General features: G+C 68.6%; 21 protein-coding genes. 10 read left to right on the forward strand and 11 right to left on the reverse strand.

Annotated features, from left to right (window positions below; all coding sequences use genetic code 11):
* Window positions 1-147: 147 nt before the first annotated feature.
* The 4 genes from tauD to VV867_RS00990 all read left to right on the forward strand — a co-directional run bounded on the left by tauD (window position 148) and on the right by VV867_RS00990 (window position 3931).
* Entirely contained in the window at window positions 148-984 is an 837-nt protein-coding gene (tauD, locus tag VV867_RS00975) for a taurine dioxygenase (protein WP_275628517.1), read from the forward strand.
* Window positions 985-1263: 279 nt separating this feature from the next.
* Window positions 1264-3288 (forward strand): OPT family oligopeptide transporter, encoded by a 2025-nt coding sequence (locus tag VV867_RS00980; protein ID WP_109932610.1) that lies wholly within the window; start codon window positions 1264-1266, stop codon window positions 3286-3288.
* A 68-nt stretch (window positions 3289-3356) separates the two neighbouring features.
* Window positions 3357-3572, forward strand: coding sequence for a CopG family transcriptional regulator (locus VV867_RS00985; protein WP_089390284.1), 216 nt, complete (start codon window positions 3357-3359; stop codon window positions 3570-3572).
* Window positions 3566-3931 (forward strand): type II toxin-antitoxin system VapC family toxin, encoded by a 366-nt coding sequence (locus VV867_RS00990; protein WP_109932612.1) that lies wholly within the window; start codon window positions 3566-3568, stop codon window positions 3929-3931. Before VV867_RS00985 ends, VV867_RS00990 begins: the two co-directional genes overlap by 7 nt.
* Here VV867_RS00990 and VV867_RS00995 read toward each other — a convergent pair.
* The 8 genes from VV867_RS00995 to VV867_RS01030 all read right to left on the reverse strand — a co-directional run bounded on the left by VV867_RS00995 (window position 3919) and on the right by VV867_RS01030 (window position 12529).
* The gene (locus VV867_RS00995; RefSeq protein ID WP_328565404.1) at window positions 3919-4644 is read right to left on the reverse strand and encodes a DUF6796 family protein; all 726 of its coding nucleotides are present in this window, start codon (window positions 4642-4644) and stop codon (window positions 3919-3921) included. The two genes, VV867_RS00990 and VV867_RS00995, sit on opposite strands and share 13 nt — an antisense overlap.
* Window positions 4641-4823 carry a hypothetical protein gene (locus VV867_RS01000; RefSeq protein ID WP_328565405.1) on the reverse strand — a complete coding sequence of 61 codons (183 nt, stop codon included), beginning with the start codon at window positions 4821-4823 and terminating at the stop codon, window positions 4641-4643. The genes VV867_RS00995 and VV867_RS01000 overlap by 4 nt, the downstream gene beginning before the upstream one ends.
* The gene (locus VV867_RS01005; protein ID WP_328565406.1) at window positions 4820-5968 is read right to left on the reverse strand and encodes a PepSY-associated TM helix domain-containing protein; all 1149 of its coding nucleotides are present in this window, start codon (window positions 5966-5968) and stop codon (window positions 4820-4822) included. The genes VV867_RS01000 and VV867_RS01005 overlap by 4 nt, the downstream gene beginning before the upstream one ends.
* Before the next feature lie 7 nt (window positions 5969-5975).
* Window positions 5976-8396, reverse strand: a complete 2421-nt coding sequence (locus tag VV867_RS01010) for a TonB-dependent receptor (RefSeq protein WP_328565407.1) — start codon at window positions 8394-8396, stop codon at window positions 5976-5978.
* A 100-nt stretch (window positions 8397-8496) separates the two neighbouring features.
* On the reverse strand, window positions 8497-9459 hold the full coding sequence (locus VV867_RS01015) for a FecR domain-containing protein (protein WP_328565408.1): 963 nt from the start codon (window positions 9457-9459) through the stop codon (window positions 8497-8499).
* Window positions 9456-9962 (reverse strand): sigma-70 family RNA polymerase sigma factor, encoded by a 507-nt coding sequence (locus VV867_RS01020; protein WP_089390158.1) that lies wholly within the window; start codon window positions 9960-9962, stop codon window positions 9456-9458. The genes VV867_RS01015 and VV867_RS01020 overlap by 4 nt, the downstream gene beginning before the upstream one ends.
* An 81-nt stretch (window positions 9963-10043) precedes the next feature.
* A complete protein-coding gene (gene betT, locus VV867_RS01025; protein WP_328565409.1) occupies window positions 10044-11999 on the reverse strand; it encodes a choline BCCT transporter BetT in 1956 nt (651 codons plus the stop codon).
* 368 nt (window positions 12000-12367) lie between these two features.
* Window positions 12368-12529 carry a hypothetical protein gene (locus tag VV867_RS01030; protein ID WP_328565410.1) on the reverse strand — a complete coding sequence of 54 codons (162 nt, stop codon included), beginning with the start codon at window positions 12527-12529 and terminating at the stop codon, window positions 12368-12370.
* Window positions 12530-12852: 323 nt separating this feature from the next.
* On the opposite strand from VV867_RS01030, the gene VV867_RS01035 reads away from it, so the two are divergent.
* Window positions 12853-13176 carry a hypothetical protein gene (locus VV867_RS01035; RefSeq protein ID WP_109935533.1) on the forward strand — a complete coding sequence of 108 codons (324 nt, stop codon included), beginning with the start codon at window positions 12853-12855 and terminating at the stop codon, window positions 13174-13176.
* A 588-nt stretch (window positions 13177-13764) separates the two neighbouring features.
* Here the strand turns inward: VV867_RS01035 and VV867_RS01040 are convergent.
* Together VV867_RS01040 and VV867_RS01045 are read right to left on the reverse strand one after the other, a co-directional pair.
* Entirely contained in the window at window positions 13765-14661 is an 897-nt protein-coding gene (locus VV867_RS01040; protein ID WP_328565411.1) for a sigma-54-dependent transcriptional regulator, read from the reverse strand.
* Between the two features lie 91 nt (window positions 14662-14752).
* The gene (locus tag VV867_RS01045; protein ID WP_109935535.1) at window positions 14753-15532 is read right to left on the reverse strand and encodes a MetQ/NlpA family ABC transporter substrate-binding protein; all 780 of its coding nucleotides are present in this window, start codon (window positions 15530-15532) and stop codon (window positions 14753-14755) included.
* 451 nt (window positions 15533-15983) lie between these two features.
* Here VV867_RS01045 and VV867_RS01050 point away from each other — a divergent pair, with 451 nt between their 5' ends.
* The 3 genes from VV867_RS01050 to VV867_RS01060 are packed head-to-tail and all read left to right on the forward strand — an operon-like array spanning window position 15984 to window position 18590.
* On the forward strand, window positions 15984-17420 hold the full coding sequence (locus VV867_RS01050) for a cytochrome ubiquinol oxidase subunit I (protein WP_109935536.1): 1437 nt from the start codon (window positions 15984-15986) through the stop codon (window positions 17418-17420).
* Window positions 17421-17422: 2 nt separating this feature from the next.
* Window positions 17423-18430 carry a cytochrome d ubiquinol oxidase subunit II gene (cydB, locus tag VV867_RS01055; RefSeq protein ID WP_275628528.1) on the forward strand — a complete coding sequence of 336 codons (1008 nt, stop codon included), beginning with the start codon at window positions 17423-17425 and terminating at the stop codon, window positions 18428-18430.
* A gap of 10 nt (window positions 18431-18440) precedes the next feature.
* The gene (locus VV867_RS01060) at window positions 18441-18590 is read left to right on the forward strand and encodes a DUF2474 domain-containing protein (protein ID WP_109935538.1); all 150 of its coding nucleotides are present in this window, start codon (window positions 18441-18443) and stop codon (window positions 18588-18590) included.
* Window positions 18591-18969: 379 nt separating this feature from the next.
* Here VV867_RS01060 and VV867_RS01065 read toward each other — a convergent pair whose 3' ends face one another.
* Window positions 18970-20181 (reverse strand): MFS transporter, encoded by a 1212-nt coding sequence (locus tag VV867_RS01065; RefSeq protein ID WP_328565412.1) that lies wholly within the window; start codon window positions 20179-20181, stop codon window positions 18970-18972.
* A 301-nt stretch (window positions 20182-20482) separates the two neighbouring features.
* Between VV867_RS01065 and VV867_RS01070 the strand changes: the two genes are divergently transcribed.
* On the forward strand, window positions 20483-23314 hold the full coding sequence (locus VV867_RS01070; protein WP_328565413.1) for a xanthine dehydrogenase family protein molybdopterin-binding subunit: 2832 nt from the start codon (window positions 20483-20485) through the stop codon (window positions 23312-23314).
* Window positions 23307-23840 carry a (2Fe-2S)-binding protein gene (locus VV867_RS01075; RefSeq protein WP_089390167.1) on the forward strand — a complete coding sequence of 178 codons (534 nt, stop codon included), beginning with the start codon at window positions 23307-23309 and terminating at the stop codon, window positions 23838-23840. The genes VV867_RS01070 and VV867_RS01075 overlap by 8 nt, the downstream gene beginning before the upstream one ends.

A 23840-nucleotide genomic window follows, 5' to 3' on the forward strand; every position in this document is an offset into this window, starting at 1 on the left:
ACCCTCTCCCGCAAGCGGGAGAGGGGACTGATCGGAGTCGCCGGCTAGCTCGGCGCTCGACGGATACACCGAACGGCCCCCTCTCCCTTCAGGGAGAGGGCTGGGGAGAGGGTGCTCTTCCCACACAGAACACGAGAGAGAAAAGAAATGACCACCCTGACCCTGGAACCCCTCAGCCCCGCCCTCGGCGCCGTGGTCTCCGGCATCGACCTGCGCCAGAGCCTGGACGACGCCCAGCAACAGGCCATCGAGCAGGCCCTGCTCACCCACCAGGTGCTGTTCTTCCGCGACCAGCCCCTGACGCCGCAGCAGCAGGCCGCTTTCGCCGCGCGCTTCGGCGACCTGCACATCCACCCGATCTACCCCAGTGTGCCCGAGCAGCGCGAGGTGATCGTGCTCGACACCGCCGTCACCGACGTGCGCGACAACGCCATCTGGCACACCGACGTGACCTTCCTGGAAACCCCGGCGCTGGGCGCGGTGCTGGCCGCCAAGCAGTTGCCACCCTACGGCGGCGACACCCTCTGGGCCAGCGGCATCGCCGCCTTCGAGGCGCTGTCCAGGCCGCTGCGGGCGCTGCTCGACGGGCTGACCGCCACCCACGACATCAGCAAGTCCTTCCCCCAGGAGCGCTTCGGCGCCACCGACGCCGACCTGGCGCGCCTGGAAGAGGCGCGGGCGAAGAACCCGCCGCGCTCGCACCCGGTGATCCGCACCCACCCGGTCACCGGGCGCAAGGCGCTGTTCGTCAGCGACGGCTTCACCACCCGCATCAACGAACTGTCGGCGGCCGAGAGCCGGGCCATCCTCGACCTGCTGTTCGCCCACGTCGCCCGCCCGGAGTTCACCGTGCGCTGGCGCTGGCGCGAGAACGACGTGGCCTTCTGGGACAACCGCGTGACCCAGCACTACGCGGTGGACGACTATCGCCCGCAGCGCCGGGTGATGCACCGCGCGACCATCCTTGGCGACAAGCCGTTCTGACCCCCGCACGCCAACCCTTGCCCTTGTAGGAGCGAGCTTGCTCGCGAACCGCCTCATGCCGAAGCTGTTCGCGAGCAAGCTCGCTCCTACGAAAAGCGGGGGCCGTTGCGTGGGCGGCATTCGGCGTGGTGGGCGTGAACCGCCTCGTGCCAGGGCGGTTCGCGAGCAAGCTCGCTCCTACGAAAAGCGGGTGTCGTCGCCTGGGCGACATTCCGCGACGTGGGCGCGCGCGCCGCTCTGGCCTAAGCTTGGCAGGTCGACTTCCAGAGACTGCCTTCCATGCTCGAACGGATTCCGGACGAATCGAACCTGGCCGAACTGACCCTGCGCGGGCTCATCCTCGGCGCCCTCATCACCGTCGTCTTCACTGCCTCCAACGTCTACCTGGGCCTGAAGGTCGGGCTGACGTTCGCCTCGTCGATCCCCGCCGCGGTGATCTCCATGGCGGTGCTGCGCTACTTCTCGGGCTCGAACATCCTCGAGAACAACATGGTGCAGACCCAGGCCTCGGCCGCCGGCACCCTGTCCTCGATCATCTTCATCCTCCCCGGCCTGCTGATGATCGGCTACTGGGCCGGCTTCCCGTTCTGGCAGACGGCGGCCATCTGCTCCATCGGCGGCATCCTCGGGGTGCTCTACACCATCCCGCTGCGCCGGGTGATGGTGGTGCAGAGCAGCCTGCCGTACCCCGAAGGCGTGGCGGCGGCGGAGATCCTCCGCGTCGGCAGCCATGAGGAGGAGCACCCGCAGGCGGGCGACGCCGGCAAGCCGGGCCTGCGCGACATCCTCGCCGGCGGCGTGGTGGCGGCGCTGTTCAGCCTGTTCAGCAGCGGTTTCAAGCTGCTGGCCGAGGGCTTCAGCTTCTGGCTCACCGCGGGCCAGGCGGCGTTCCGCCTGTCCACCGGCTTCTCCCTGGCGCTGGTGGGCGCCGGCTACCTGATGGGCATCACCGCCGGCATCGCCATTCTCATCGGCGTGGTGATCGCCTGGGGCGTGGCGGTGCCGCTGCTCACCGTGAACAGCACCCTGGCCGCCGGGCAGGGCCTGCCGGAACTGGCCAGCAAGCTGTGGAGCAGCCAGGTGCGCTTCCTCGGCGCCGGCACCATAGGCGTGGCCGCGCTCTGGACCCTGGCCACCCTGTTCAAGCCCATGGTGCAGGGCGTCTGGGCCTCGCTCAGCGCCATCAGCGGGCGCGCCGAGGCCAGCGACCTGCGTACCGAGCGCGACATGCCGGCGGCCTGGATCCTGGCCATCGCCGCGGTCCTGCTGGTGGCGCTGTTCGTGGTCTTCGCCTACTTCCTCGGCCAGGCCGCGCCGGACCTCGCCGGCTTCGCCTTCTGGGGCCTGGTGGCCACCTGCGTGGTGTTCGCCTTCTTCTTCGGCTTCCTGATCGCCGCCGCCTGCGGCTACATGGCCGGCCTGGTGGGCTCTTCCAGCAGCCCGATCTCCGGCATCGGCATCATCGCGGTGATCCTGGTGTCGCTGCTGATCCTCGGCGTCGGCTCGCTGGAGGCCGACTTCCTCGACCGCGAGGGCGGCAAGCTGGCGATCGCCCTGGCGCTGTTCACCACCGCGGTGGTGCTGGCCATCGCCGCCATCTCCAACGACAACCTGCAGGATCTCAAGACCGGCTACCTGGTCGGCGCCACGCCCTGGCGCCAGCAGGTGGCGCTGATCGTCGGCTGCCTGGTGGGCGCGCTGGTGATCCCGCCGGTGCTGGAGCTGCTGTACAACGCCTACGGCTTCCCCAACGCCCTGCCGCGCGCAGGCATGGACCCCGGCGCAGCCCTGGCCGCGCCCCAGGCGACGCTGATGACCGCCATCGCCAGCGGGATTTTCCACGACGCGCTGAACTGGAACATGATCCTCATCGGCGTGGCCCTGGGCATCGCCCTGATCCTCGTCGACGTGCTCCTGCGCCGCACCGGCAAGGCCAGCCTGCCGGTGCTGGCCGTGGGCCTGGGCATCTACCTGCCGCCGACCATCGGTATGACGCTGGTGGTGGGCGCGGTGCTCGCCTGGCTGCTGGAGAGCGCGCTGAAGAAGCGCGCCCAGGCCGCCGGGGTGAACGAGGAGAAGTACGCCGAGCTGCCGCGCCGCCGCGGCGTGCTGCTGGCTTCCGGGCTGATCGTCGGCGAGAGCCTGATGGGCATCCTGCTCGCCGCGCTGATCGGCACCAGCGGCAAGGACGCGCCCCTGGCGCTGGTCGGCGCCGGTTTCGAGGACACCGCGCAGTGGCTGGGGCTGCTGGTGTTCGTGGTGGTCTGCGTGCTGTTCCACCGCCAGGTGCTGGGCAAACGCTGATACAAACGGAGGCTTGGTCGATCGGGGATGTGTGATATATGTTATCGATATCACATATGGAGGACGCCATGCGCACCCTCGTCGACATCCCCGCCGAACACCTCGAAGCGCTCAATGCCCTGGGCGAGCAACAGCAGCAATCGCGCGCCGCGCTGATCCGCGAGGCGGTCGCCGAGTACCTGGTCCGGCACCGCCGGCAGGATGCCGAGGCCGCCTTCGGCCTGTGGAACGGCAGCGCCGGCGACGGCCTGGCCTACCAGCGGAAGGTGCGCGAGGAATGGTGAAGGCGCTGTTCGATACCAACATCCTCATCGACTACCTCAACGGCCACGAACAGGCCCGCGACGAGTTGCGCCGCCACGATGACCCGGCCATCAGCATCGTCACCTGGATGGAGGTGATGATCGGCGCAACGCCCGCCACCGCCGCGGCCACCCGCGCCTTCCTCGACAGCTTCGCCCTGGTGCCGCTCGATGCGTCCGTCGCCGAGCGTGCCGTGGCGGTGCGCCAGGCCCTGCGGGTGAAGCTGCCGGACGCCATCATCAAGGCCAGCGCCGAGGTGCAGGGGCGCCTGCTGGTCACCCGCAACACCCGGGATTTCCCCGCCGACGACGTCGGCGTGCGCCTGCCCTACAGCCTCTGAGCCCCGCGCCGGGCGAACCACAGGCTGGAGAAGGCGTAGGCGACGAACCAGCCGATGTTGATGCCGGCGCCGCGCAGCCAGGTGCCCAGCGGCTCCGCCAGCACGGCGGGGGCGAAGTGGCCCAGCGCGCCCAGGCTCAGCGGGTTGAGCAGCAGCGCGCTGCTGCGCGGCAGGCGCGTGCGCCCACAGGCGATGGCCAGGCTGAGCACGCCCAGCCCGGCCACCAGGCCGCCCACCGCCGCCACCCAGGCGATCATCAGCAGGCGATGGAACTGCTCGCCCAGCGCCAGCAGCGCCGGGTGGGCGTCCGCCGGCACCAGCAGCAGGGTCTTGTAGACCATCCCCAGGTGGTAGAAGGCGGCGTGCCCCAGCGGCGAGTAGGCGTTGCCGCAGACCAGCAGGGCGAACAGCGTCCAGGCCATCCAGCCCTGGCCGCGAGCGACCAGGAACCAGTGCCAGGCGCCGAGCAGGTAGAGCGGCATGGCCAGCACCGCCACCAGGGCGCCGAAGGCCAGGCGCGGCTCGCTGTTGGGCAGCATGTAGTCCAGGCCTTCGAAGCTGATCCGCGACAGGTAGTCCTGCAGCGGCGGGTAGTCGGCGAGGTTGGCCCGGGCGCCGAGCAGGCCGGCGTCGCCGATCATCCAGAACACCGCGGCCAGCAGCCCGGCGTAGCCGCACAGGCGCAGGGCGCGGTCGCTGTAGATCGGGTTCATGGCGACGGCCTGCGGGCGCGGGCCAGCGCCGCCAGGATCACCACCAGGGGAACGCCCAGGGCGAACCAGGACAGCGCGTCCCAGGGGCCGTCGCCGACCAGCGCGGAAACCAGCCCCACCAGGCTCAGCACGGCCAGCGCCAGGGGCCAGCGGAACACCATCCACAGGTTGCGCTTCATGCCTCGCCCTCCGCGGCCAGGTGCCCGGCCTGCAGGTCGGCCAGGCGTTTCTCCATGGTCTTGCGCCGCGCGAACCACAGGTACAGGCCGCTGCCGAGCACGACGATGGCCACCAGGTCGAGCAGCGTCCAGACGATCTTCAGCGGCAGCCCGCCGTAGTCGCCGAAGTGCAGCGGCTGCGAGAGGAACAGCGTCTTCACGTACAGCGGCATCTCGCGGATGTCGGTCAGCTCGCCGGTCTGCGCGTCCACCAGGGCCGGCTTGAGCAGGCGCTTGGTCAGCGGCGTGGCGCCGTGCATGAACACCGCGTAGTGGTGCTGGCTGCTGAACTGGGTGCCGGGGAAGCCGATGAAGCTCATGGTCATGTCCGGCGCCGCCGCCTGGGCGGTCTGCAGCGCCTTGTGCAGCGAGCCGTTGTCGGCCATGGGCGGCGCGTCGCGGTAGGGCGCGGTCATCTCGGCCAGCTGGTCGCTGCGCCAGAGCATGAGGATCGGCAGCGCCAGGGTGTTGATCACCCCGGTAGCCCCCACCACCAGCACCCAGGCCAGGGTGACGATGCCCAGCATGTTGTGCAGGTCCAGCCACTTCACCCGGCGGCTGCGTCTGGTGCGCACCGCGGCGAAGTCGAGCTTGCGCATGAAGGGCGTGTAGACCACCACCCCGGACACCAGCGAGGCCAACAGCAGCAGCCCCATGAAGCCGAGGAACAGGTAGCCGGGCAGGCCCATGAACAGGTCGGTGTGCAGCTTGAGCATCAGGTACATGAAGCCGCCGGGCGGCGGCTCCGGGTCGAAGAACTCGCCGGTGCGCGCGTCGAACGGCTGCACGTGGCCGATGTCCGGCGGCGGCACCAGGGTGGGCGCGGTGATCACCGCGCCCAGCGGCTCGTCGGGGTCGAACACCACGAAACGCACCACCTCGCCCGGGCGCGCGGCCAGGGCGCGGGCCACCACGTCGTCGTAGTCGATGCGCGGCGACTCGGCGGTCAGCGGTTTCAGCTCGGGGTGCGGTTCCAGGGTGTGCTCGATCTCCTCGTGGAAGATCAGCGGCAGGCCGGTCAGGCACAGCAGCAGCAGGAACAGCGTGGACACCAGGCTGGTCCACTTGTGCACCAGGTACCAGGTGCGCAGGGCTTTCGCGGTCATGGGCGCCTCAGAAGTCCGCGGTCAGCGACAGCGACAGGGTGCGCGGCGAGCTGACGGTCATGTAGCCGTTGGAGGCGGTCCAGTAGTCCTTGGCCAGCAGGTTCTCCAGGTTGGCCCGCGCCACCAGCGGCTTGCCGGCGACCTGGAAGGCATAGCTGGCGCCCACGTCGACGCGGTTCCAGTGCGGCACCTTGAGGTCGTTGGTGGTGTCCAGGTAGGCCGCGCCGGTGTAGATCCAGCGGCCGTCGAGGGTCAGCCCCTGGACGAATGGGGTGTCCCAGCTCAGCCCCAGGTTGGCCTGGCGCCGCGGCACGCCGGGGGCGTCCTTGCCTTCGCTGGTTGGGCTGGCGGTCTTGCTCTGCTCGGCCTTGATGTAGCTGGCGCCGGCCAGCACGCGCAGGTCGTCGGTCAGTTCGCCGAACAGGCTCAGCTCGATGCCGCGGTTGCGTTGCTCGCCGTCGGCGCGGAACACGTTGTCGGCGTCGAGGAAGGCGTTGGGCTTCTTGATCTCGAACAGCGCCAGGGTGGTGGTGAAGCCGCCCAGGTCGTACTTGGCGCCGACCTCGTACTGCTCGGCCTTGTACGGTGCGAGCGCCTGGCCGGCGTTGGCCGCGGTGGAGGGCGGGGTGTCGCCCTGGCTCAGGCCCTGGATGTAGTTGGCGTACAGCGACAGCTCGTCCAGCGGCTTGACCAGCAGGCTGAACATCGGTGTCCAGGCGTGTTCGTCGTACTTGTTGGTGCGCTCGCCGCTGGACGGCGCGTAGTTCTTCGACTGCACCGTCTGCCGGCGCACGCCGGCGGTGAACTGCACGCGCTCGTCGAGGATCGACAGCTTGTCGGCCAGGGCCACGCCGGAGAGGTCGGTTTCGTTGGTCTTCGGGATGTTGCCGTCGAGGCTGGAGAAGTCCGGGATCGGCGTGTGCGGCGAGGTCTCGTAGAGGCTGCCCGGCTGCATGCCGGTGAACACGTAGACCATGCCCACGCGCTCGTGCAGGCGGTTGGCGCTGAGGGTCCAGTCGTGGCGCACGGGGCCGGTGTCGAAGTCGCCGCGCACCCCGGCCTCGCCGGAGTAGGTGCGGCGGTCGGCGCGTTGGCGCGCCAGGCTGTTGATGACGTCGCCCTGGTTGCCGTTGAGGATGCTGTTGGCGGCGATGGTCTCGTAGTCGCTCTGCCGTCCGCCGACGCTGGCGAAGGCGGTGAGGTGGTCGCTGAGGTCGTACTCGCCGCGGTTGACGATCGAGTAGTCCTCCTGGTCCAGGTAGGAATCGCGCAGGCCGAAGCGGGTCTTGGAGTCCGGTGCGTGGGGGATGCTGGTGGCGGTGCCGGTGATCACCGGGCGCACCACGCCCTCCAGGCTTTCCTTCTGGTACAGCAGGTCGCTGGACAGGCGCAGGCGCTCGCCGCGGAAGTCCAGGCCCAGGGCCAGCAGCGGGAACTCGCGGCTCTGGTGGTCGATGGCGGTGTCGCCGTTGCGGTACACACCGTTGAAGCGCACGCCGAAGGCGTTGCCCTCGCCGAAGCGGCGGCCGATGTCCAGGTGCGTGCCGACCTGCGAGCGGTCGGTCCAGTCCAGGCTGACGCGGGTCAGCGGCTGGTCCTCGGCGCGCTTGGGCACCAGGTTGATGGTGCCGCCGACGCTGCCGCCGGGGGACATGCCGCCGAGCAGGGCGGTGGGGCCCTTGAGCACCTCCACGCGCTCGGCGAACTCGATCGGCACCCGCCAGTAGGGCAGCACGCCGTACAGGCCGTTGAAGGCGACGTCGGCGTTGTTCACCCCGAAGCCGCGGATGACGTAGGTATCCACCAGGTCGCCGCGGCCGCCGATGACGCGCACCGACGGGTCGTTGGCCACCAGCAGGTCGGCGACGCTGCGCGCCTGCTGCGCCTCGATGGTCTGCGCGGTGTAGCTGGTAACGCTGAAGGGCGTGTCCATCAGGTCGGCGTTGCCCAGCATGCCCAGGCGCGCGCCGCTGGCCACCTGGCCGCCGGCGTAGGCGGGGGGCAGGGCCTCGGCGCCGAGGCTGGCGGTGATGGTGCTGGCCGACAGGGCCACGGCGCCGTCGGTGGGCACCGGGCGCAGCACGTAGCTGCCGTTGGCCTGGGGCTCGGCCTGCAGGCCGCTGCCGACGAGCAGCGCACCGAAGCCGCCGGTGACGTCGTAGCTGCCGTGCAATCCGGCGGACTGGCGGCCGCGCAGTTGCGTGGCGTCGAACGACAGGGCCACCCCGGCGGCGCTGGCGAAGCGCCCGAGCACTTCTGCCAGGGGCCCGCCGGCGATGTCGTAGCGCACGGCTTCGGCGGCCTGGGCGCTAGCGGCGGCGAGCGCGCCGGCGCCCAGGGCCAGGGCGATGGCCAGGGCCAGGGCCAGCGGTTTGTGGAGTGAACGGCTGGCAGTGGCCGGTGCCGGGTCGACGGTGTTGCGGTTCATGCGGACTCCCCCAAGTTGGGCCAGATGGCCCGGAATACGAGGGGGCCGGGCGAGGGCGGAAAAAAGTGCAAGGCCGGGGAAGTTTTTTTCGGCCCTGGCCTCAGGCCTGCGGCTGCACGCTGACCCAGAAGCGCGTGTGGCGCACGATGCGCAGCCCGAAGGCGGATTCCAGGGCGGCCAGGGCCAGCTCGGTATCGCCGATGGGGAAGTTGCCGGAGACCTTCAGCCCGGCGATCCGCGGGTCGCAGTGCAGCACGCCGCTGCGGTAGCGCCCCAGTTCCTCCAGCAGCTCGCCCAGTGGGCGGTCCACGGCGATCAGGCTGCCGGCCAGCCAGGCGGCGGTGTTGGCGTCGTTGTGCCGCAGTTGGCCGAGTTCCAGCGCGTCGAGGTCGAGCTGCTCGCCGCCGTGGAGGATGCGGCTGCGCTGCGGCGCGGCCCGGGGGCGGACTTCCACGGCCTTGTCGAGCACGGCGACGCGGGTGCGGCCGTCGAGCAGGCGCACGCTGAAGCGGGTGCCCAGGGCGAGGATGCGGCCCTGGGGCGTCTCCACGCGGAAGGGGCGGGCGCTGCCGCTGGGGTCCGGCGCGGTGCTGACGAAGATTTCCCCGCGCAGCAGGCGCAACAGGCGTTGTTCGGGGTCGAAGAGCACGTCCACCGCGCTGTCGGTGTTCAGCGTCAGCGAGGAGCCGTCGGCCAGGGTGACTTCGCGGCGCTCGCCCACCGCGCTGCGGTAGTCGGCCAGCCAGGCCTGCCAGGGCGTGTCGCGCCAGGCCAGCCAGGCCAGCGGCAGGCCCAGCCCGAGGCTGCCCAGGCCGCCGAGCAGTTGGCGGCGCGACAGCCCGCGGGTGCCCAGGGTCGGCCCGGCCAGTTGGCCCGGCACCCGGGCGAACTGCTGGCGCACCTGTTCCACCCGGGCCCAGGCGCGCTGGTGCTCGGCGCTGGCGGCGTACCAGTGCTGCCAGGCGCTCTGGTCGGCGTCGTTGGCGTGGCCGGAGTAGAGGCGCGCGTACCACTGGGCGGCGGCGCGGATGGCCTGGCGTTCGGCCTCGCTGAGGGCGCTCATGGCAGCATCAGGCAGCAGTGTTCCATGGCCTTGGCCATGTGGTTGTTCACCGTGCGCAGGGAAATGCCCTGGCGCTCGGCGATCTCGGCGTAGGTCAGGCCCTCGACCTGGGCCAGCAGGAAGCTGCGCTTGACCTTGGCGCCCAGGCCGTCGAGCAGGCGGTCGATCTCCATCAATGCCTCGAACAGCAGGGCCTGGGTTTCCGGCGAGGGCTGCTCGTCTTCCGGCAGGCTGGCCAGGGCCTCCAGGTAGGCCTGCTCCAGCGAGCGGCGGCGGAAATGGTCGATCATCAGGCCCTTGGCGATGGTCGCCAGGTAGTCCCGCGGCTCGCGGATCTCGCCGGCGTTGCGCGCGCGCAGCACGCGGACGAAGGTGTCCTGGGCCAGGTCGGCGGCATCGCAGGCGTTGCCCAGGCGGCGCCGCAGCCAGCCGTGCAGCCAGCCGTGGTGTTCGTTGTAGAGATGGTGCAGGGCGTGCTGCGGGTCGAGAGCGGTCGCCGGCATGGGAAGGGCCTGAAGGAAGGTGTGCCAATGATAATCACTATCAATTGACAATTGCCAGGCCCCTCGTCACCGGCGCGCCGTTCAACGCACCAGGTGCAGGAACTGCAGGTGGCGCTCGTACTGGTCGAGCATGTCGTTGATGATCTGTTCCCTGCCGTAGCCCATCAGGTCGTAGTCCTGGCTGCCCTCGGCCAGGTGCACCTCGGCGCGGAAGTAGCGGCGGTTCTTCAGGTGCAGGCCGCCCATGCCGGCACGGGCGAAGGACGGCGTGAAGTAGCCGCGCATCGATACCTGGTAGTAGAACGGGTGCTGCTCGCCGTGGCCGATCTCCAGGCTCAGCTCCAGGTTGCCCGGGTCGAGGTCGGCGTCTACCTGCAGGCCCTTGTCGCGGAACACTTCCGCCACCTCGGCCATGGCCGGGCCGACCACGTCCGCCAGGAAGCGGTACACCTCGTCGCGGGTGGGGAAGTGCACCGCCTGGGAGATGCGCCGCTTCCAGCCGCCGGCCTTGGCCGCCAGCGGCGGCGCCAGGGAGTGGCTGCGCGCGCGCTGGCGCTGGGATTCCAGGTAGAAGGCCTTGTGCAGGCCCCACATCATCAGCAGCAGGATCAGCGAGAAGGGCAGCGAGGTCAGCACCACCGCCGACTTCAGCGCGTCGATGCTGCCGGCGAACAGCAGGCCGCCGGTGACCAGCGCGGTGGCCAGGCCCCAGAACACCCGCAGCCACTTCGGGCCGTCGTCGTCGGCGCTGCCGCCGCGGGCGGAGAGGGTGGAGAGCACCACGGTGCCGGAGTCCGCCGAGGTGACGAAGAACACGAAGCTGACCAGCACGGTCACGGCGATCAGCGCGCGGCTGCCGGGGTAGTTCTGCAGCAGCTGGTAGAGCGCCATCGACGGCTCCGCCACGGCCACCCGGCCCAGTTCGACGGCGCCGTGGTTCAGCACCTGTTCCAGGGCGCTGTTGCCGAAGATGGACATCCACGCCAGGGTGAAGCCCAGGGGGATGAAGAGCACGCCGAAGACGAATTCGCGGATGGTCCGCCCGCGGGAGATGCGCGCGATGAACAGGCCGACGAAGGGCGCCCAGGCGATCCACCAGGCCCAGTAGAACACCGTCCAGCCGCCCAGCCAGTCACCGCCCTCGCCATAGGCGTAGAGGTCGAAGCTCTTGGTCGGTAGCGCGCCGAGGTAGTCGCCGATGTTCTGCACCAGGGTGTTGAGCAGGTGCTGGGTGGGCCCGGTGAACAGCACGAACAGCAGCAGGGCGCAGGCCAGCAGCATGTTGATGTCGGAGAGCAGGCGGATGCCCTTGTCCACGCCGGACACCGCCACGGCGATGGCCGCGCCCATCATCAGCGCGATCAGGGTCATCTGCACCGGGTGGCTGTGGGCGACGCCGAACAGGTAGTCGAGCCCGGCGTTGAGCTGCAGCACGCCGAAGCCCATGTCGGCGCCCAGGCCGAACACGGTGGCGACTATGCCGAAACAGTCCACGGTGTAGCCGATGGGCCCGTTGATGCGCTTGCCGATCAGCGGGTACAGCGCCGAGCGCAACGCCAGCGGCAGGTTGTGGCGGTAGGCGAAGTAGGCCAGGGCCATGGCCACCAGGGCGAACACGCCCCAGCCGTGCAGGCCCCAGTGCAGGAACAGCAGCTGCATGGCCTGGCGCGCCGCCTCGGCGGTGCCGGCCGCGCCCTGGGGCGGCTGCAGGAAGTGCGTCAGTGGCTCGGACACGCAGAAGAAGAACAGGGTGATGCTGATGCCCGCGGCGAACAGCATGCCGGCCCAGGACAGGTAGCTGAATTCCGGCTCGTCGTGGTCGGCACCGAGCTTGATCTTCCCGTAGCCGGAAAGCGCGGTGACCACCACGAAGATCAGGTACAGCGTCATCGCCAGCAGGTAGTACCAGCCGACGTTGGCGGCGGCCCAGGCCTGGGCGTCGAGCAGCCATTGGCCGGCCTCGACGGGGAAGCCGATGACCAGGGCGACGAACAGCAGGATCAGCGCCGCCGCACCGTAGAAGGCCGGTGGGTTCATGCGCATGGCGGGGGAGGGTGGAGCGGTGGACGAGGGGGGCTGGGGAACGGACAAAACGGGCGGGGTTCCTCGTGTTTTTAATTGAACAATCAGTCAATATAAACACGAAAGGCCTTGCCAGGGCCAATCCTCGGGACCGATGGTCCCGCCGCCGGCCCCGTGCGGGGGCCGAGCGGAGCGGGTACTGCTTTACTTGCGGCGGGGCTTCGCGCGGCGGACTTCACGGCGTTCCGGATCGACCTGCTGCGGTACGTTCAGGAAAGCGGTGGCGGCGAAAAAGCTGGCAAGAGCGGCAAAGCTGGTCACGATAGTCTCCAAGGGCGCCGGGGAAATTGGGTCCCGACTGCCTGGTAGCCATTTTCCCTGATTCACATGACAAATTGAAGTTGATGTGCCTGATGATCGGTATTGATGTGGTCGATGGGACTGCCTTTTGCCGTTGGCGTCAGAGAAATTCCTGTTTTTGACCTTTTCATCAGGATTCCCTGCTGCCGGGCATGGGGATAGGCGAATCGTTTCGCTGCGACCATTCGTCGCTTTTCGTGGACGTTCGAAGCGTGGGGGCTGCGTTTTCGTAGGTGTGCGATGCGCCTGGGAGGGCGGCGCATGCCGCTGATCGCGGACGGAGTTCGCTCCTACGGTTCGGTGGATGGCTCGGCATCCCTGTAGGACTCCGTCCGCGATTGACCGCCGGCCCTGCCGGCGGATGTCCTCCGCCATGGTCTGTAGGCAGGCCAGGGCGGTTTCATACATGGCTTGGGGTTTACTCGGAAAGGTCCGACTTCGGGTCGTCGGGCGTTTGGTTAGTGTCGTTGCCGGCAATACACCAACCCTTGATCAGGACACCCGTCGCATGAACCTCACCCGCATCTGCCTCGTCTTCGCCCTGGTGGCTCCCCTGGCCGCCTGCACCACCATGACGCCCAACCAGGCGATAGTCCCCCTGCAGGCAGCCACCGCCCAGATGATCGGCCTCGCCTCTTCCGACGAACTCGTCATCCGCGACGTCAAGGCGGGGCAACCCGATCCCCTGGGCACCCAGGAGCTTTCCTATACCGCCAGGACCACCAAGGGGCGCGTATTCAACTGCACCTCGCGAATGATGCCCGGCCTGCTGATCAGCCCGGCGACGCTGTCCACCCCTTCCTGCACGCCGGTGGTCGCCCATTCCAACTGAGGCTGGCCGAGCGGATCGCGGACGGAGTCCGCTCCTACGTCCGTGCTCGACCGTAGGGCGAATAACCGTTCGCGGTTATCCGCCGTTGGCCGGAACGCCGGTGCCCGACGGCCGCGGCGGATAACGCCATAGGCGTTATGCGCCCTACGGGTTGGAAAGAGGCGGCGCAGCCTGCAAGACAGTTGCTCCTACGTTGCTGGCGAGCATGGCTTCTCGTAGGAGCGAGCTTGCTCGCGAACGGTGTTCCCCGGCGGCAGCTGTGCGTCGGGTTGATTCCGCACCCTCTCCCCAGCCCTCTCCCGCAAGCGGGAGAGGGGGCTGTTCGGCAGCGCTGGGAGGTTCGGAGTCAGCCTGTAGGACTCCGTCCGCGGTAGCCACAGGCTCCGGTGGTCCCTACGGCAACCGTAGGATGGGTTGAGCGAAGCGATACCCATCACCATGGCAGCATGGGTTTCGCAGGCTCAACCCATCCTACGAAGAGCCCCTCGGCGCAGCCGCAAGACAGTTGCTCCTGCAATTGGCCGTGGGCATGGGGTTTCCCCGTAGGAGCGGACTCCGTCCGCGATAGCCTCAGGTTCCGGCGCGGTCCTACGGAAGAGGGGCTTCTTCCAATAACGCGAGCAACTGCTCGCGCACGCCGGGCTGGCGCAGCAGCCGGCGCAGGTCCGCTGGCGCGCTGTCCGGCAGGTTGAGGTGCTGCGGCTGGATTTCCTCGCCCGGGCTGACCAGCAGGGCGAAGTGGATGACGTTCTCCAGCTCGCGGATGTTGCCCGGCCAGGGGTAGGCCTCCAGCGCCGCCTGGGCTGCTTCGCCGATGTGCGGCACCGGCAGGTCCAGGCGCTGGGCGTGGATGCCGAGGAAGTATTCGGCCAGCGGCAGGATGTCGCCGATGCGCTGGCGCAGCGGCGGCAGCTCCAGGTCGCCGTCCACCAGGTATTGCCGCAGCGGTTCGAGGAACTTGCCGGCGGCCACCGCCTGGCCCAGGTCGATGCTGGTGGCCACCACCAGGCGCACGTCCACCGGGATCGGCTCGCGGGCGCCGACGCGCAGCACCTCGCGCTCCTGCAGCACGCGCAGGAGTTTTTCCTGCAACCCCAGCGGCAGGTCGGCGATCTCGTCCAGGTACAGGGTGCCGCCGTTGGCCGAGCCCAGCCAGCCGGCGCGGCTGCCCACCGGGCCGTTGTGCGCGCCGGGGGCGTAGCCGAACAGCTCGGCCTCGGCGAAGTTGCGGCTCAGCGCGCTGCAGCTCACCGCGACGAACAGCCCGGGGCGCTCGCTGGCGCGGTGGATGTGCCGGGCCAGCAGTTCCTTGCCGGTGCCGGTCTCGCCACGGATCAGCACCGGATGCAGGCCCGGGGCCAGGCGCTCGACCTCGTCGCGCACCTGGTGCGAACGCGGGTCGAAGAACACCAGCGCCTTGGCGCGGATGCTCAGCGGGCTCTTGTCGGCGTCGGGGAAGGTCAGCAGCGGTTGGGGAGTTTTCATCGGCACGGCTCTCGAAATGAAAACGCCGGTGGCGGGCACCGGCGCGTGCGTGTGAAGACGGCGCGCCCCTTGGCCGGGGCGCGCCCATCGATCAGAAGGCGGGGATCACCGCGCCGTCGTATTTCTTCTCGATGAAGGCCTTCACTTCCGGGCTGGTCAGCGCCGCGGAGAGTTTCTTCAGGGCGTCGCTGTCCTTGTTGTCCGGGCGCGCCACCAGGTAGTTCACGTAGGGCGAGTTGCGGTCCTCGAGGATCAGGGCGTCCTTCACCGGGTTGAGCTTGGCCTCCAGGGCGTAGTTGGTGTTGATCAGGTCCAGGTCGACCTGGTCCAGCACGCGGGGCAGCAGGGCCGATTCCAGCTCCTTGAACTTCAGGTGCTTGGGGTTCTCGGCGATGTCTTTCGGGGTGGCCAGGGCGTTGCTCGGGTCCTTCAGCTTGATCACGCCGGCCTTCTGCAGCAGGAGCAGGGCGCGGCCGCTGTTGCTGCCCTCGTTGGGCAGGGCGACGGTGGCGCCGTCGGGCAGCTCGCTCAGGGACTTGTACTTCTTCGAATAGCCGCCGAAGGGTTCGACGTGCACGCCGGTCACGGTGACCAGGTTGGTGCCCTTGCCCTTGTTGAAGTTGTCCAGGTACGGCTTGGTCTGGAAGTAGTTGGCGTCCAGGCGCTTCTCGGCCACCTGCACGTTGGGCTGCACGTAGTCGGTGAAGACCTTGATCTCCAGGTCCACGCCTTCCTTGGCCAGGGTCGGCTTGATCAGCTCGAGGATCTCGGCATGGGGGACCGGGGTGGCGGCCACCACCAGTTTCTCGTTGGCGTTGACCGAGGCGCTGAAGGCGGCGGCGAGGGCAGTCAGGAGCAGCAGTTTCTTCATGGCGATGTCCTTGTAGGGCAGCGTGCCGGCGATCAGGCCGCGGCTCGTGGCGGCGGCGCAGGGCGGCGGGGGTTGGCTCCGGCCCCTCTGCGGAGGCCGTTGGAGCGAAAGCTACCGGGATTTTTTATTCCATTAAAATATTATTTATTCATCTGCATATGACTTGTTTTCATAATGAATGACCGCTGAGACAGGCTGCCGCGCGACAGCCTGCCGCGCGGCAACCCACCACGGCGGCAAGCCGCGGCGTGCGGCGTAACATCGATACGCTTTCTTGAGCTGCATCAATGCACGCCCTGCTAGTCTTTGCTTGGCGTACCGCCGCAGACCTCCGGTCCGCCGGCCCGAACAAGAATCCGATTCCAGGATCACTGCTGAAACCCCGGCGTCCGTGCGCCGGCGAGCTGCCCGCTGCGTGCGACGACGGGCGTCACCCTGAAGAGGAAACGTCATGTTGGGTCTCGAGGCGTTGGAACTGGCGCGTATCCAGTTCGCCTTTACCGTCTCCTTCCACATCATCTTCCCCGCCATCACCATCGGCCTGGCCAGTTACCTGGCGGTGCTCGAAGGGCTGTGGCTGAAGAGCGGCCAGGAGGTCTACCGCGACCTCTACCACTTCTGGTCGAAGATATTCGCGGTGAACTTCGGCATGGGCGTGGTCTCCGGCCTGGTGATGGCCTACCAGTTCGGCACCAACTGGAGCCACTTCTCCGCCTACGCCGGGAGCATCACCGGGCCCTTGCTGACCTACGAGGTGCTCACCGCCTTCTTCCTCGAGGCCGGCTTCCTCGGTGTGATGCTGTTCGGCTGGAACCGCGTCGGCCCGGGGCTGCACTTCTTCGCCACGGTGATGGTGGCCCTGGGCACCCTGATGTCGACCTTCTGGATCCTCGCCTCCAACAGCTGGATGCAGACTCCGCAGGGCTTCGAGGTGGTCGACGGGCGGGTGATCCCAGTGGACTGGTTCGCGGTGATCTTCAACCCGTCCTTCCCCTACCGCCTGCTGCACATGAGCATCGCCGCCTTCCTCGCCACGGCCTTCTTCGTCGGCGCCTCGGCGGCCTGGCACCTGCTGCGCGGGCGCGACAACCCGGCGATCCGCAAGATGCTTTCCATGGCCATGTGGATGGCGCTGCTGGTGGCGCCCATCCAGGCCATGATCGGCGACGCCCACGGCCTGAACACCCTGGAGCACCAGCCGGCGAAGATCGCCGCCATCGAGGGCCACTGGGACAACGCCGAGGGCGGCCCGACGCCGCTGATCCTCTTCGGCTGGCCGGACATGCAGCGCGAGGAAACCCGCTTCAAGGTGGAAATCCCGGTGCTCGGCAGCCTGATCCTCAAGCACAGCCTGAGCGAGCCGATCCCGGCGCTGAAGGACTTCCCGCGCGAGGACCGGCCCAACTCCACCGTCGTCTTCTGGTCGTTCCGCATCATGGCCGGCCTGGGCATGCTGATGATCCTGGTCGGCGTCTGGAGCCTGTGGCTGCGCTGGCGTGGGGGGCTGTTCAGCAACCGCGCCTTCCTGCGCCTGGCGCTGTGGATGGGCCCCTCGGGGCTGCTGGCGATCCTCGCCGGCTGGTTCACCACCGAGGTCGGCCGCCAGCCCTGGGTGGTCTACGGGCTGATGCGCACCGCGGACGCGGTGTCCAACCACAGCACCCTGCAGATGAGCCTGACCCTGGTGATGTTCGTGCTGGTGTACTTCTCGCTGTTCGGCGTGGGCATCGGCTACATGATGCGCCTGGTGCGCAAGGGCCCGGTCACCCACGAGGGGCGCGAGCACAACGAGGGCGGCGCCGGTCGCCAGCGCACCGCGGCGCGGCCGTTGTCGGCCACCGCCGAGGGCTTCGACGACGATGACGACGACCGGGAAGGGAGGAACTGACGATGGGCATCGACCTTCCGCTGATCTGGGCGATCATCATCATCTTCGGCGTGATGATGTACGTGGTGATGGACGGCTTCGACCTGGGGATCGGCATGCTCTACCCGTTCTTCAAGGACGAGCGCGATCGCGACGTGATGATGAACACGGTGGCGCCGGTGTGGGACGGCAACGAGACCTGGCTGGTGCTCGGCGGCGCAGCGCTGTTCGGCGCCTTCCCGATGGCCTACTCGGTGGTGCTTTCGGCGCTGTACCTGCCGCTGGTGCTGATGCTGGTGGGGCTGATCTTCCGCGGCGTGGCCTTCGAGTTCCGCTTCAAGGCCAAGGCGCACAAGCGGCACATCTGGGACAAGGCCTTCATCGGCGGCTCGCTGGCGGCGACCTTCTTCCAGGGCGTGGCCCTGGGCGCCTTCATCGAGGGCCTGCCGGTGGTCGACGGCCAGTACGCCGGCGGCTCGCTGGACTGGCTGGCGCCCTTCCCGCTGTTTTGCGGCCTGGCGCTGATCGTCGCTTACAGCCTGCTCGGCTGCACCTGGCTGATCATGAAGACCGAAGGCAAGCTGCAGGAGCGCATGCACGACCTGGCGCGCCCGCTGGCGCTGGTACTGCTGGCGGTGATCGGCATCGTCAGCCTGTGGACGCCGCTGGCCCACGAGGCCATCGCCCAGCGCTGGTTCAGCCTGCCCAACCTGTTCTGGTTCCTGCCGGTGCCGCTGCTGGTGCTGCTGAGCTTCTACGCCCTGCTGCGCTCGGTGGCGCGCAACGACAACGCGCTGCCCTTCGTGCTCACCCTGGTGCTGATCTTCCTCGGCTACAGCGGCCTGGGCATCAGCCTGTGGCCGAACATCATCCCGCCGGGGGTGAGCATCCAGGCTGCCTCGGCGCCGCCGCAGAGCCAGGGCTTCATGCTGGTGGGCGCGCTGTTCATCATCCCCTTCATCCTCGGCTACACCGCCTGGAGCTACTACGTGTTCCGCGGCAAGGTGAAGCACGGCGATGGCTACCACTGAGGGCCGCGGCATGACACCGGACGAACAGGGCAAGGCGCCGCTGCGCAAGCGGCTGGGCTGGCTGGTGCTGATCTGGGCGGCCAGCGTCGCCGCCCTGGGCGTGGCGGCCTGGCTGATGCGCCTGCTGATGAATGCGGCGGGGTTGGGGACGCCGCACTGAGACTCCCATCTGGGCGCCTTCGGGGGCCTGTAGCCCCTGCTTTGGCGGGGGCTTTTTTATGGCGGGTGCTTTCCGGCTTTTCGTAGGAGCTTGCTCGCGAACAGAGCTTCCCGGCGACTTTGCGACCTGGGTTGCAGAGCACCCTCTCCCCAGCCCTCTCCCTGAAGGGAGAGGGGGCTTGTCCGTGCCGAGAACGATACGGTTTCCGCCGGGAACACCATGCCTGCCGGCTAACTCCAGAACACCCGACTCTGCCCAACGGTCCCCTCTCCCTTCAGGGAGAGGGTTAGGGAGAGGGAACGAACTCAAACCGAGACACCAGCGTCGCCGGGAGACTCGGTTCGCGAGCAAGCTCGCTCCTACGAGAAGCGGCGAAGCCTCAATGCAGCTTGTCCCTCTTCGCCAACGTCGGAAACAGCCTCATCCACGCCCCAGTAACAACCAGCGTCCCCACGCCACCAATAACCACCGCCGGCACCGTGCCGAACCAGTGCGCCGTCAGCCCCGACTCGAACTCGCCGAGCTGGTTGCTGGCGCCGATGAACAGGCCGTTCACCGCGCTGACGCGGCCGCGCATCTCGTCCGGGGTTTCCAGCTGCACGAAGGCGCCGCGGATCACCATGCTGATCATGTCCGCCGCGCCCAGCACCACCAGCACGCCCAGGGACAGCCAGAAGGAGGTGGACAGGCCGAAGGCGATGGTCGCCACGCCGAAGATGCCCACCGCCAGGAACATGATGCGCCCGACGTTGCGCTCGATGGGGAAGCGCGCCAGCCAGAACGACATCAGCAGCGCGCCCAGCGCCGGTGCTGAGCGCAGCAGGCCCAGGCCCCAGGGGCCGGTGAGCAGGATGTCCTTGGCGAACACCGGCAGCAGCGCGGTGGCGCCGCCCAGCAGCACGGCGAACAGGTCCAGGGAGATGGCGCCGAAGATGTCCGGGCGGCTGCGGATGAAGTGGATGCCGGCCATCAGCGACTGCAGGCTGGCCTTGCCCTGGATGCCGTTCTGCCGGCGCACCTGCAGGCTCAGCGACAGCGCGCAGGCCATGAAGTAGAGCAGCGTGGTCGGCGCGTACACCCAGAAGGCGCCGAAGGCGTAGAGCAGGCCGCCCAGGGCCGGCGCGGCGATGGTCGCCGCCTGCATGGCCGAGGCCGAGGCGGCCACCGCGCGGGGGAAGAGGGCGGTGGGCACTAGGTTCGGCAGCAGCGCCTGGGTGGTCGGCATCTCGAAGGAGCGCGCGCTGCCGAGCAGGAAGGCCAGCACGAAGATCATCTCGCGGGTCACGCTGCCGGTGCTGGCGCCCAGCACCAGGGCCAGCGCCACCAGGCCCTGGGCCACCTGGCACAGCGCGGCGACCTTGCGCCGGTCGTAGCGGTCGGCGACGTGCCCGGTGTGCAGCATGAACAGCACCCGCGGGAGGAACTCCACCAGGCCCACCAGGCCGAGGTCGAGCACGTTGTGGGTCAGCTCGTACATGTGCCAGCCGATGGCCACGGTGAGCATCTGGAAACCGCTGGCGGTGCACACGCGGGCGAGCCAGAAGGCGAGGAAGGGGCGGTGGCGGAGCAGCGAGGTGGCTTCGGCGGACATGGTGCGCGGGCGACTGGTTAGGGAGCTAAGCAAAGGCCGGTGAGCGTAGCACGCCGTAACAAATTCGGTAGGCATTTTCCTTCAGACGAGCGGACGGCGCCGACGCATTCGGTTCGCTGACCGCCCTGCTTAACTTTTGCCTGAGGCGTGCGATTTGGGTAAAGTTGACGTATCGGTCAGGATTTTCCGTAGGACGACGCGGCTCGCAATGCCGTCGTCGCGCCGTTCCATGCCTCGGTTCCGCCGGTTCCAGAACTCCATAACGACATGGGCGGGTAGTGCACCGCCCAGAGGATGATCCATGTCCAACCGTGATATCTCCCGGCGCGCCTTCCTCCAGGGCGGTCTGATCGCCGGCGTGAGCGTCACCCTGGCGCCGCTGGGCAGCCGGGCCTTCGCTGCCTTGATGGAGAAGAGCGTGACGGTGCCGGCCGAGCAGTGGCTCGGCCACGACGGCAAGGTGCGCTTCCGCAACGACGCCATTTCCAAGGTCTGCGGCAACAAGGTGTTCGCCCGCGACATCCGCGCGAAAGACATGCCCGGCTGGCCGCAGCAGCAGGGCCACGCCATGCTGCTGAAGACGCTCAAGGCCGACCGCCTCTACGAAGGCTACGACCTCGCCTGGCTGGGCGACGACCTGCAGCCGGACCGCATCGTCACCGCCGACGACCTGGCGAAGGACGGCATCGCCTTCCCCGAGGCCCACGGGCCGGACCCGCTGCTGCCCACCGGCAAGGTGCCGATGTTCATCGGCCACCCGGTGGCGATCCTCATCTGGCACGACTTCGAGCGCTTCCGCCGAGCCAAGCTCAAGCTGAAGTTCAACGACAAGGCCATCCGCTACGGCGCCCAGGCGCCGCTGTACCAGGGCGATCCCTACGGCAGCTTCCGCTACGTGCGGGTGGGCGGGAAGACCTCGGCCGACGAGGACGAGTTCTCCAGCCTCAAGGCCTCGATCCTGTTCCCGCTGATCCGCAACCGCAAGCCGGTGTGGGACCAGCAGCCCAGCCAGCACGGCAACCTCACCGAGCAGGGCCTGTTCTACGCGCAGAAGATCAAGGACCAGGTCGACAACCCGCCGGCCGACTGGCTGGTCTTCGACGAGCGCTACAGGACGCCGTCCATCGAGCCCGCGGCCCTGGAGCCGGACAACGGCAACGGCTGGTACGACCCGGCCAGCAAGACCCTGCACTTCGTGGTCGCCACCCAGTGCCCGTTCGAGGCCGCCTACGAGACGGTGCACATGATCGCGCCGTCGCGCTTCGGCCTGGCCACGCTGAACATCCACCCCGGCTACACCGTCGGCTACGGCTCCAAGGACCACAACATCTTCGTCTTCTACGCGGCCCTGGCGGCGCTGTACGGCGAAGGCGTGCCGGTGCGCCTGGCCAACGACCGCTACGAGCAGTTCCAGAGCGGCATCAAGCGCCACGCCTTCGACATCCGCTACCAACTGGCGGTGGACAAGAAGGACCTGGGCTTCCGCATCTTCCGCGCCGAGATGAGCCTGGACGGCGGCGGCCGCGCCAACTACAGCGCCTCGGTGGCCGCGGTTGGCGCCACCGCCGCGCAGTCCATCTACTACATGCCGCAGAGCGACCTGCAGGCCACCGCCTACCATTCGCGCGGCGTCGAGGCCGGCTCCATGCGCGGCTATGGCACCCTGCAGAGCATGGCCTCCACCGAGATGATGGTGGACGAGATCGCCGGGCGCCTGGGCGTCGACCCCATTGAGCTGCGCCGGCGCAACGCCCTGGTCTCGGGCATGAAGAACACCCAGGGCGCGGTGCCCGCCGGCGCCCTGCGCCTGCACGAGATCCTCGACAAGGCCGCCGCCCACGAGGTGTGGAAGAACCGCGCCGAGCGCAAGCAGCAGTTCGACGCGCAGGACCCGGACAACTGGTACGGCGTCGGCTTCGCCATCTGCCAGAAGGACTTCGGCACCGGCTCCGAGGCGCCCATGGCCAGCCTGGAGTTCGACGCCGAGGGGCGCATCCAGCTGCGCCACATCGGCATCGAGATCGGCACCGGCATGTCCACCTCCCAGGCCCTGGTCGCCGCCGACTTCCTCGGCCGCCCGGCGGACGAAGTGAAGACCGCCGAGACGCAGTGGCCGGAGCTGCAGCTGCTCAGCGGCGAAGACCCCTACACCATGAGCCAGGCCACCCAGGACGAGAAGCTGCGCAACCCGCGCTGGGTGGGCAAGTACGCCTCGGCGTCCTCGGCCACCAACTCGGCCTACTATTTCAGCCACGCCACCCGCGAGGCGGCGCGCGTGCTGTTCAACCACGGCCTGTGGCCGGCGGCCCTGGAAATCTGGCGCCAGGGCCCGTTCGGCGGCCAGGCCAACCCCTACGTAGTGCGCCGCGAAGACGCCCACTGGGTGAACGGCGAACTCACCGCCAACGGCATGCAGCCGCTGCCCTTCGCCGTGCTGGCCAAGCGCGCCCACGAGCGCGGCCTGGTCACCGGCGCCACGGTGCACGCCTTCAACCGCTGGAGCTGGGCCGAGTGCGAGTTCAGCATCGACGGCGTCAGCGAGCGCCTGCCGCTGGACGGCCTGGCGGTGAAGTACGGCGAGGGCGCGCCCCAGGCGAAGAAGGCGCAGATGACCAGCGCCGGCTTCCACCTGCTGGAGCGCAGCAACGTGAACTACCCGCCGGTGCAGCTGAACAACGCCGCGGTCACCTACTACAGCCCGGTGGCCACCCTGGTGGAGCTGAAGGTCAACAAGGGCAGCCACGAGGTGCAGGTGCTCAACCACCACTCCTGGGTGGAGTGCGGCCGGGTACTGGTGCCGGAACTGGTCAAGGGCCAGATCGAGGGCGGCACCGCCATGGGCCTGGGCCACGCGCTGCTGGAGGAAATGCCGCTGCACGAGGGCGGCCCGGCCGAGGGCGACTGGAACTTCAACCGCTACCGCCTGCCGCGCGCCAAGGACGTGGCGGTGTGGCAGCAGACCTCGGAAATCCTCCCGCCGCTGTCGCCCAGCGACCCGTCCAAGGGCATCGCCGAAGTGGTGATGATCCCCATCGCCGGCGCCGTGGGCAACGCCATCGCCCACGCCATCGGCAAGCGCGTCCGCGACCTGCCCGCCACCCCCGCCCGCATCAAGGAGGCCCTCGATGGCTAAGCTCCAGCTGACCCTCAACGGTCAAGGCGTCGGCCCGGTAGAGGTCCCCGAAGACCTGCCGATGATCGACTACCTGCACGAATACCAGAACCTCACCGGCTCGCGCCTGGGCTGCGGCCAGGGCATCTGCCACGCCTGCGTGGTGATCGTCGACAACCCCGACGGCACCAGCGAGGAAGTGCGCACCTGCATCACCGGCGCCAACTGGTTCGACGGCAAGCAGGTGCGCACCATCGAAGGCCACGCCAAGCGCGACGCGCAGGGCCAGGTGAGCGAACTCAACCCGATCCAGCAGAAATTCGTCGAGCGCTTCGCCTTCCAGTGCAGCTACTGCGCGCCGGGCTTCGTCAACGCCGCCACCGTGCTGGTGGAAAAGGCCCAGCGCCAGCCGCTGAAGAAGAGCGAGCTGGAGTCGGTGATCGAGGCCAGCCTGGGCCACCACATCTGCCGCTGCACCGGCTACGTGCGCTACTACAACGCTACCGCGGAGGTCCTCGCCGACCTCGGCCTGGTCAAGGAGGGCTGA

This window comes from Pseudomonas sp. JH-2 (assembly GCF_036231725.1).
GTDB lineage: Bacteria > Pseudomonadota > Gammaproteobacteria > Pseudomonadales > Pseudomonadaceae > Pseudomonas > Pseudomonas delhiensis.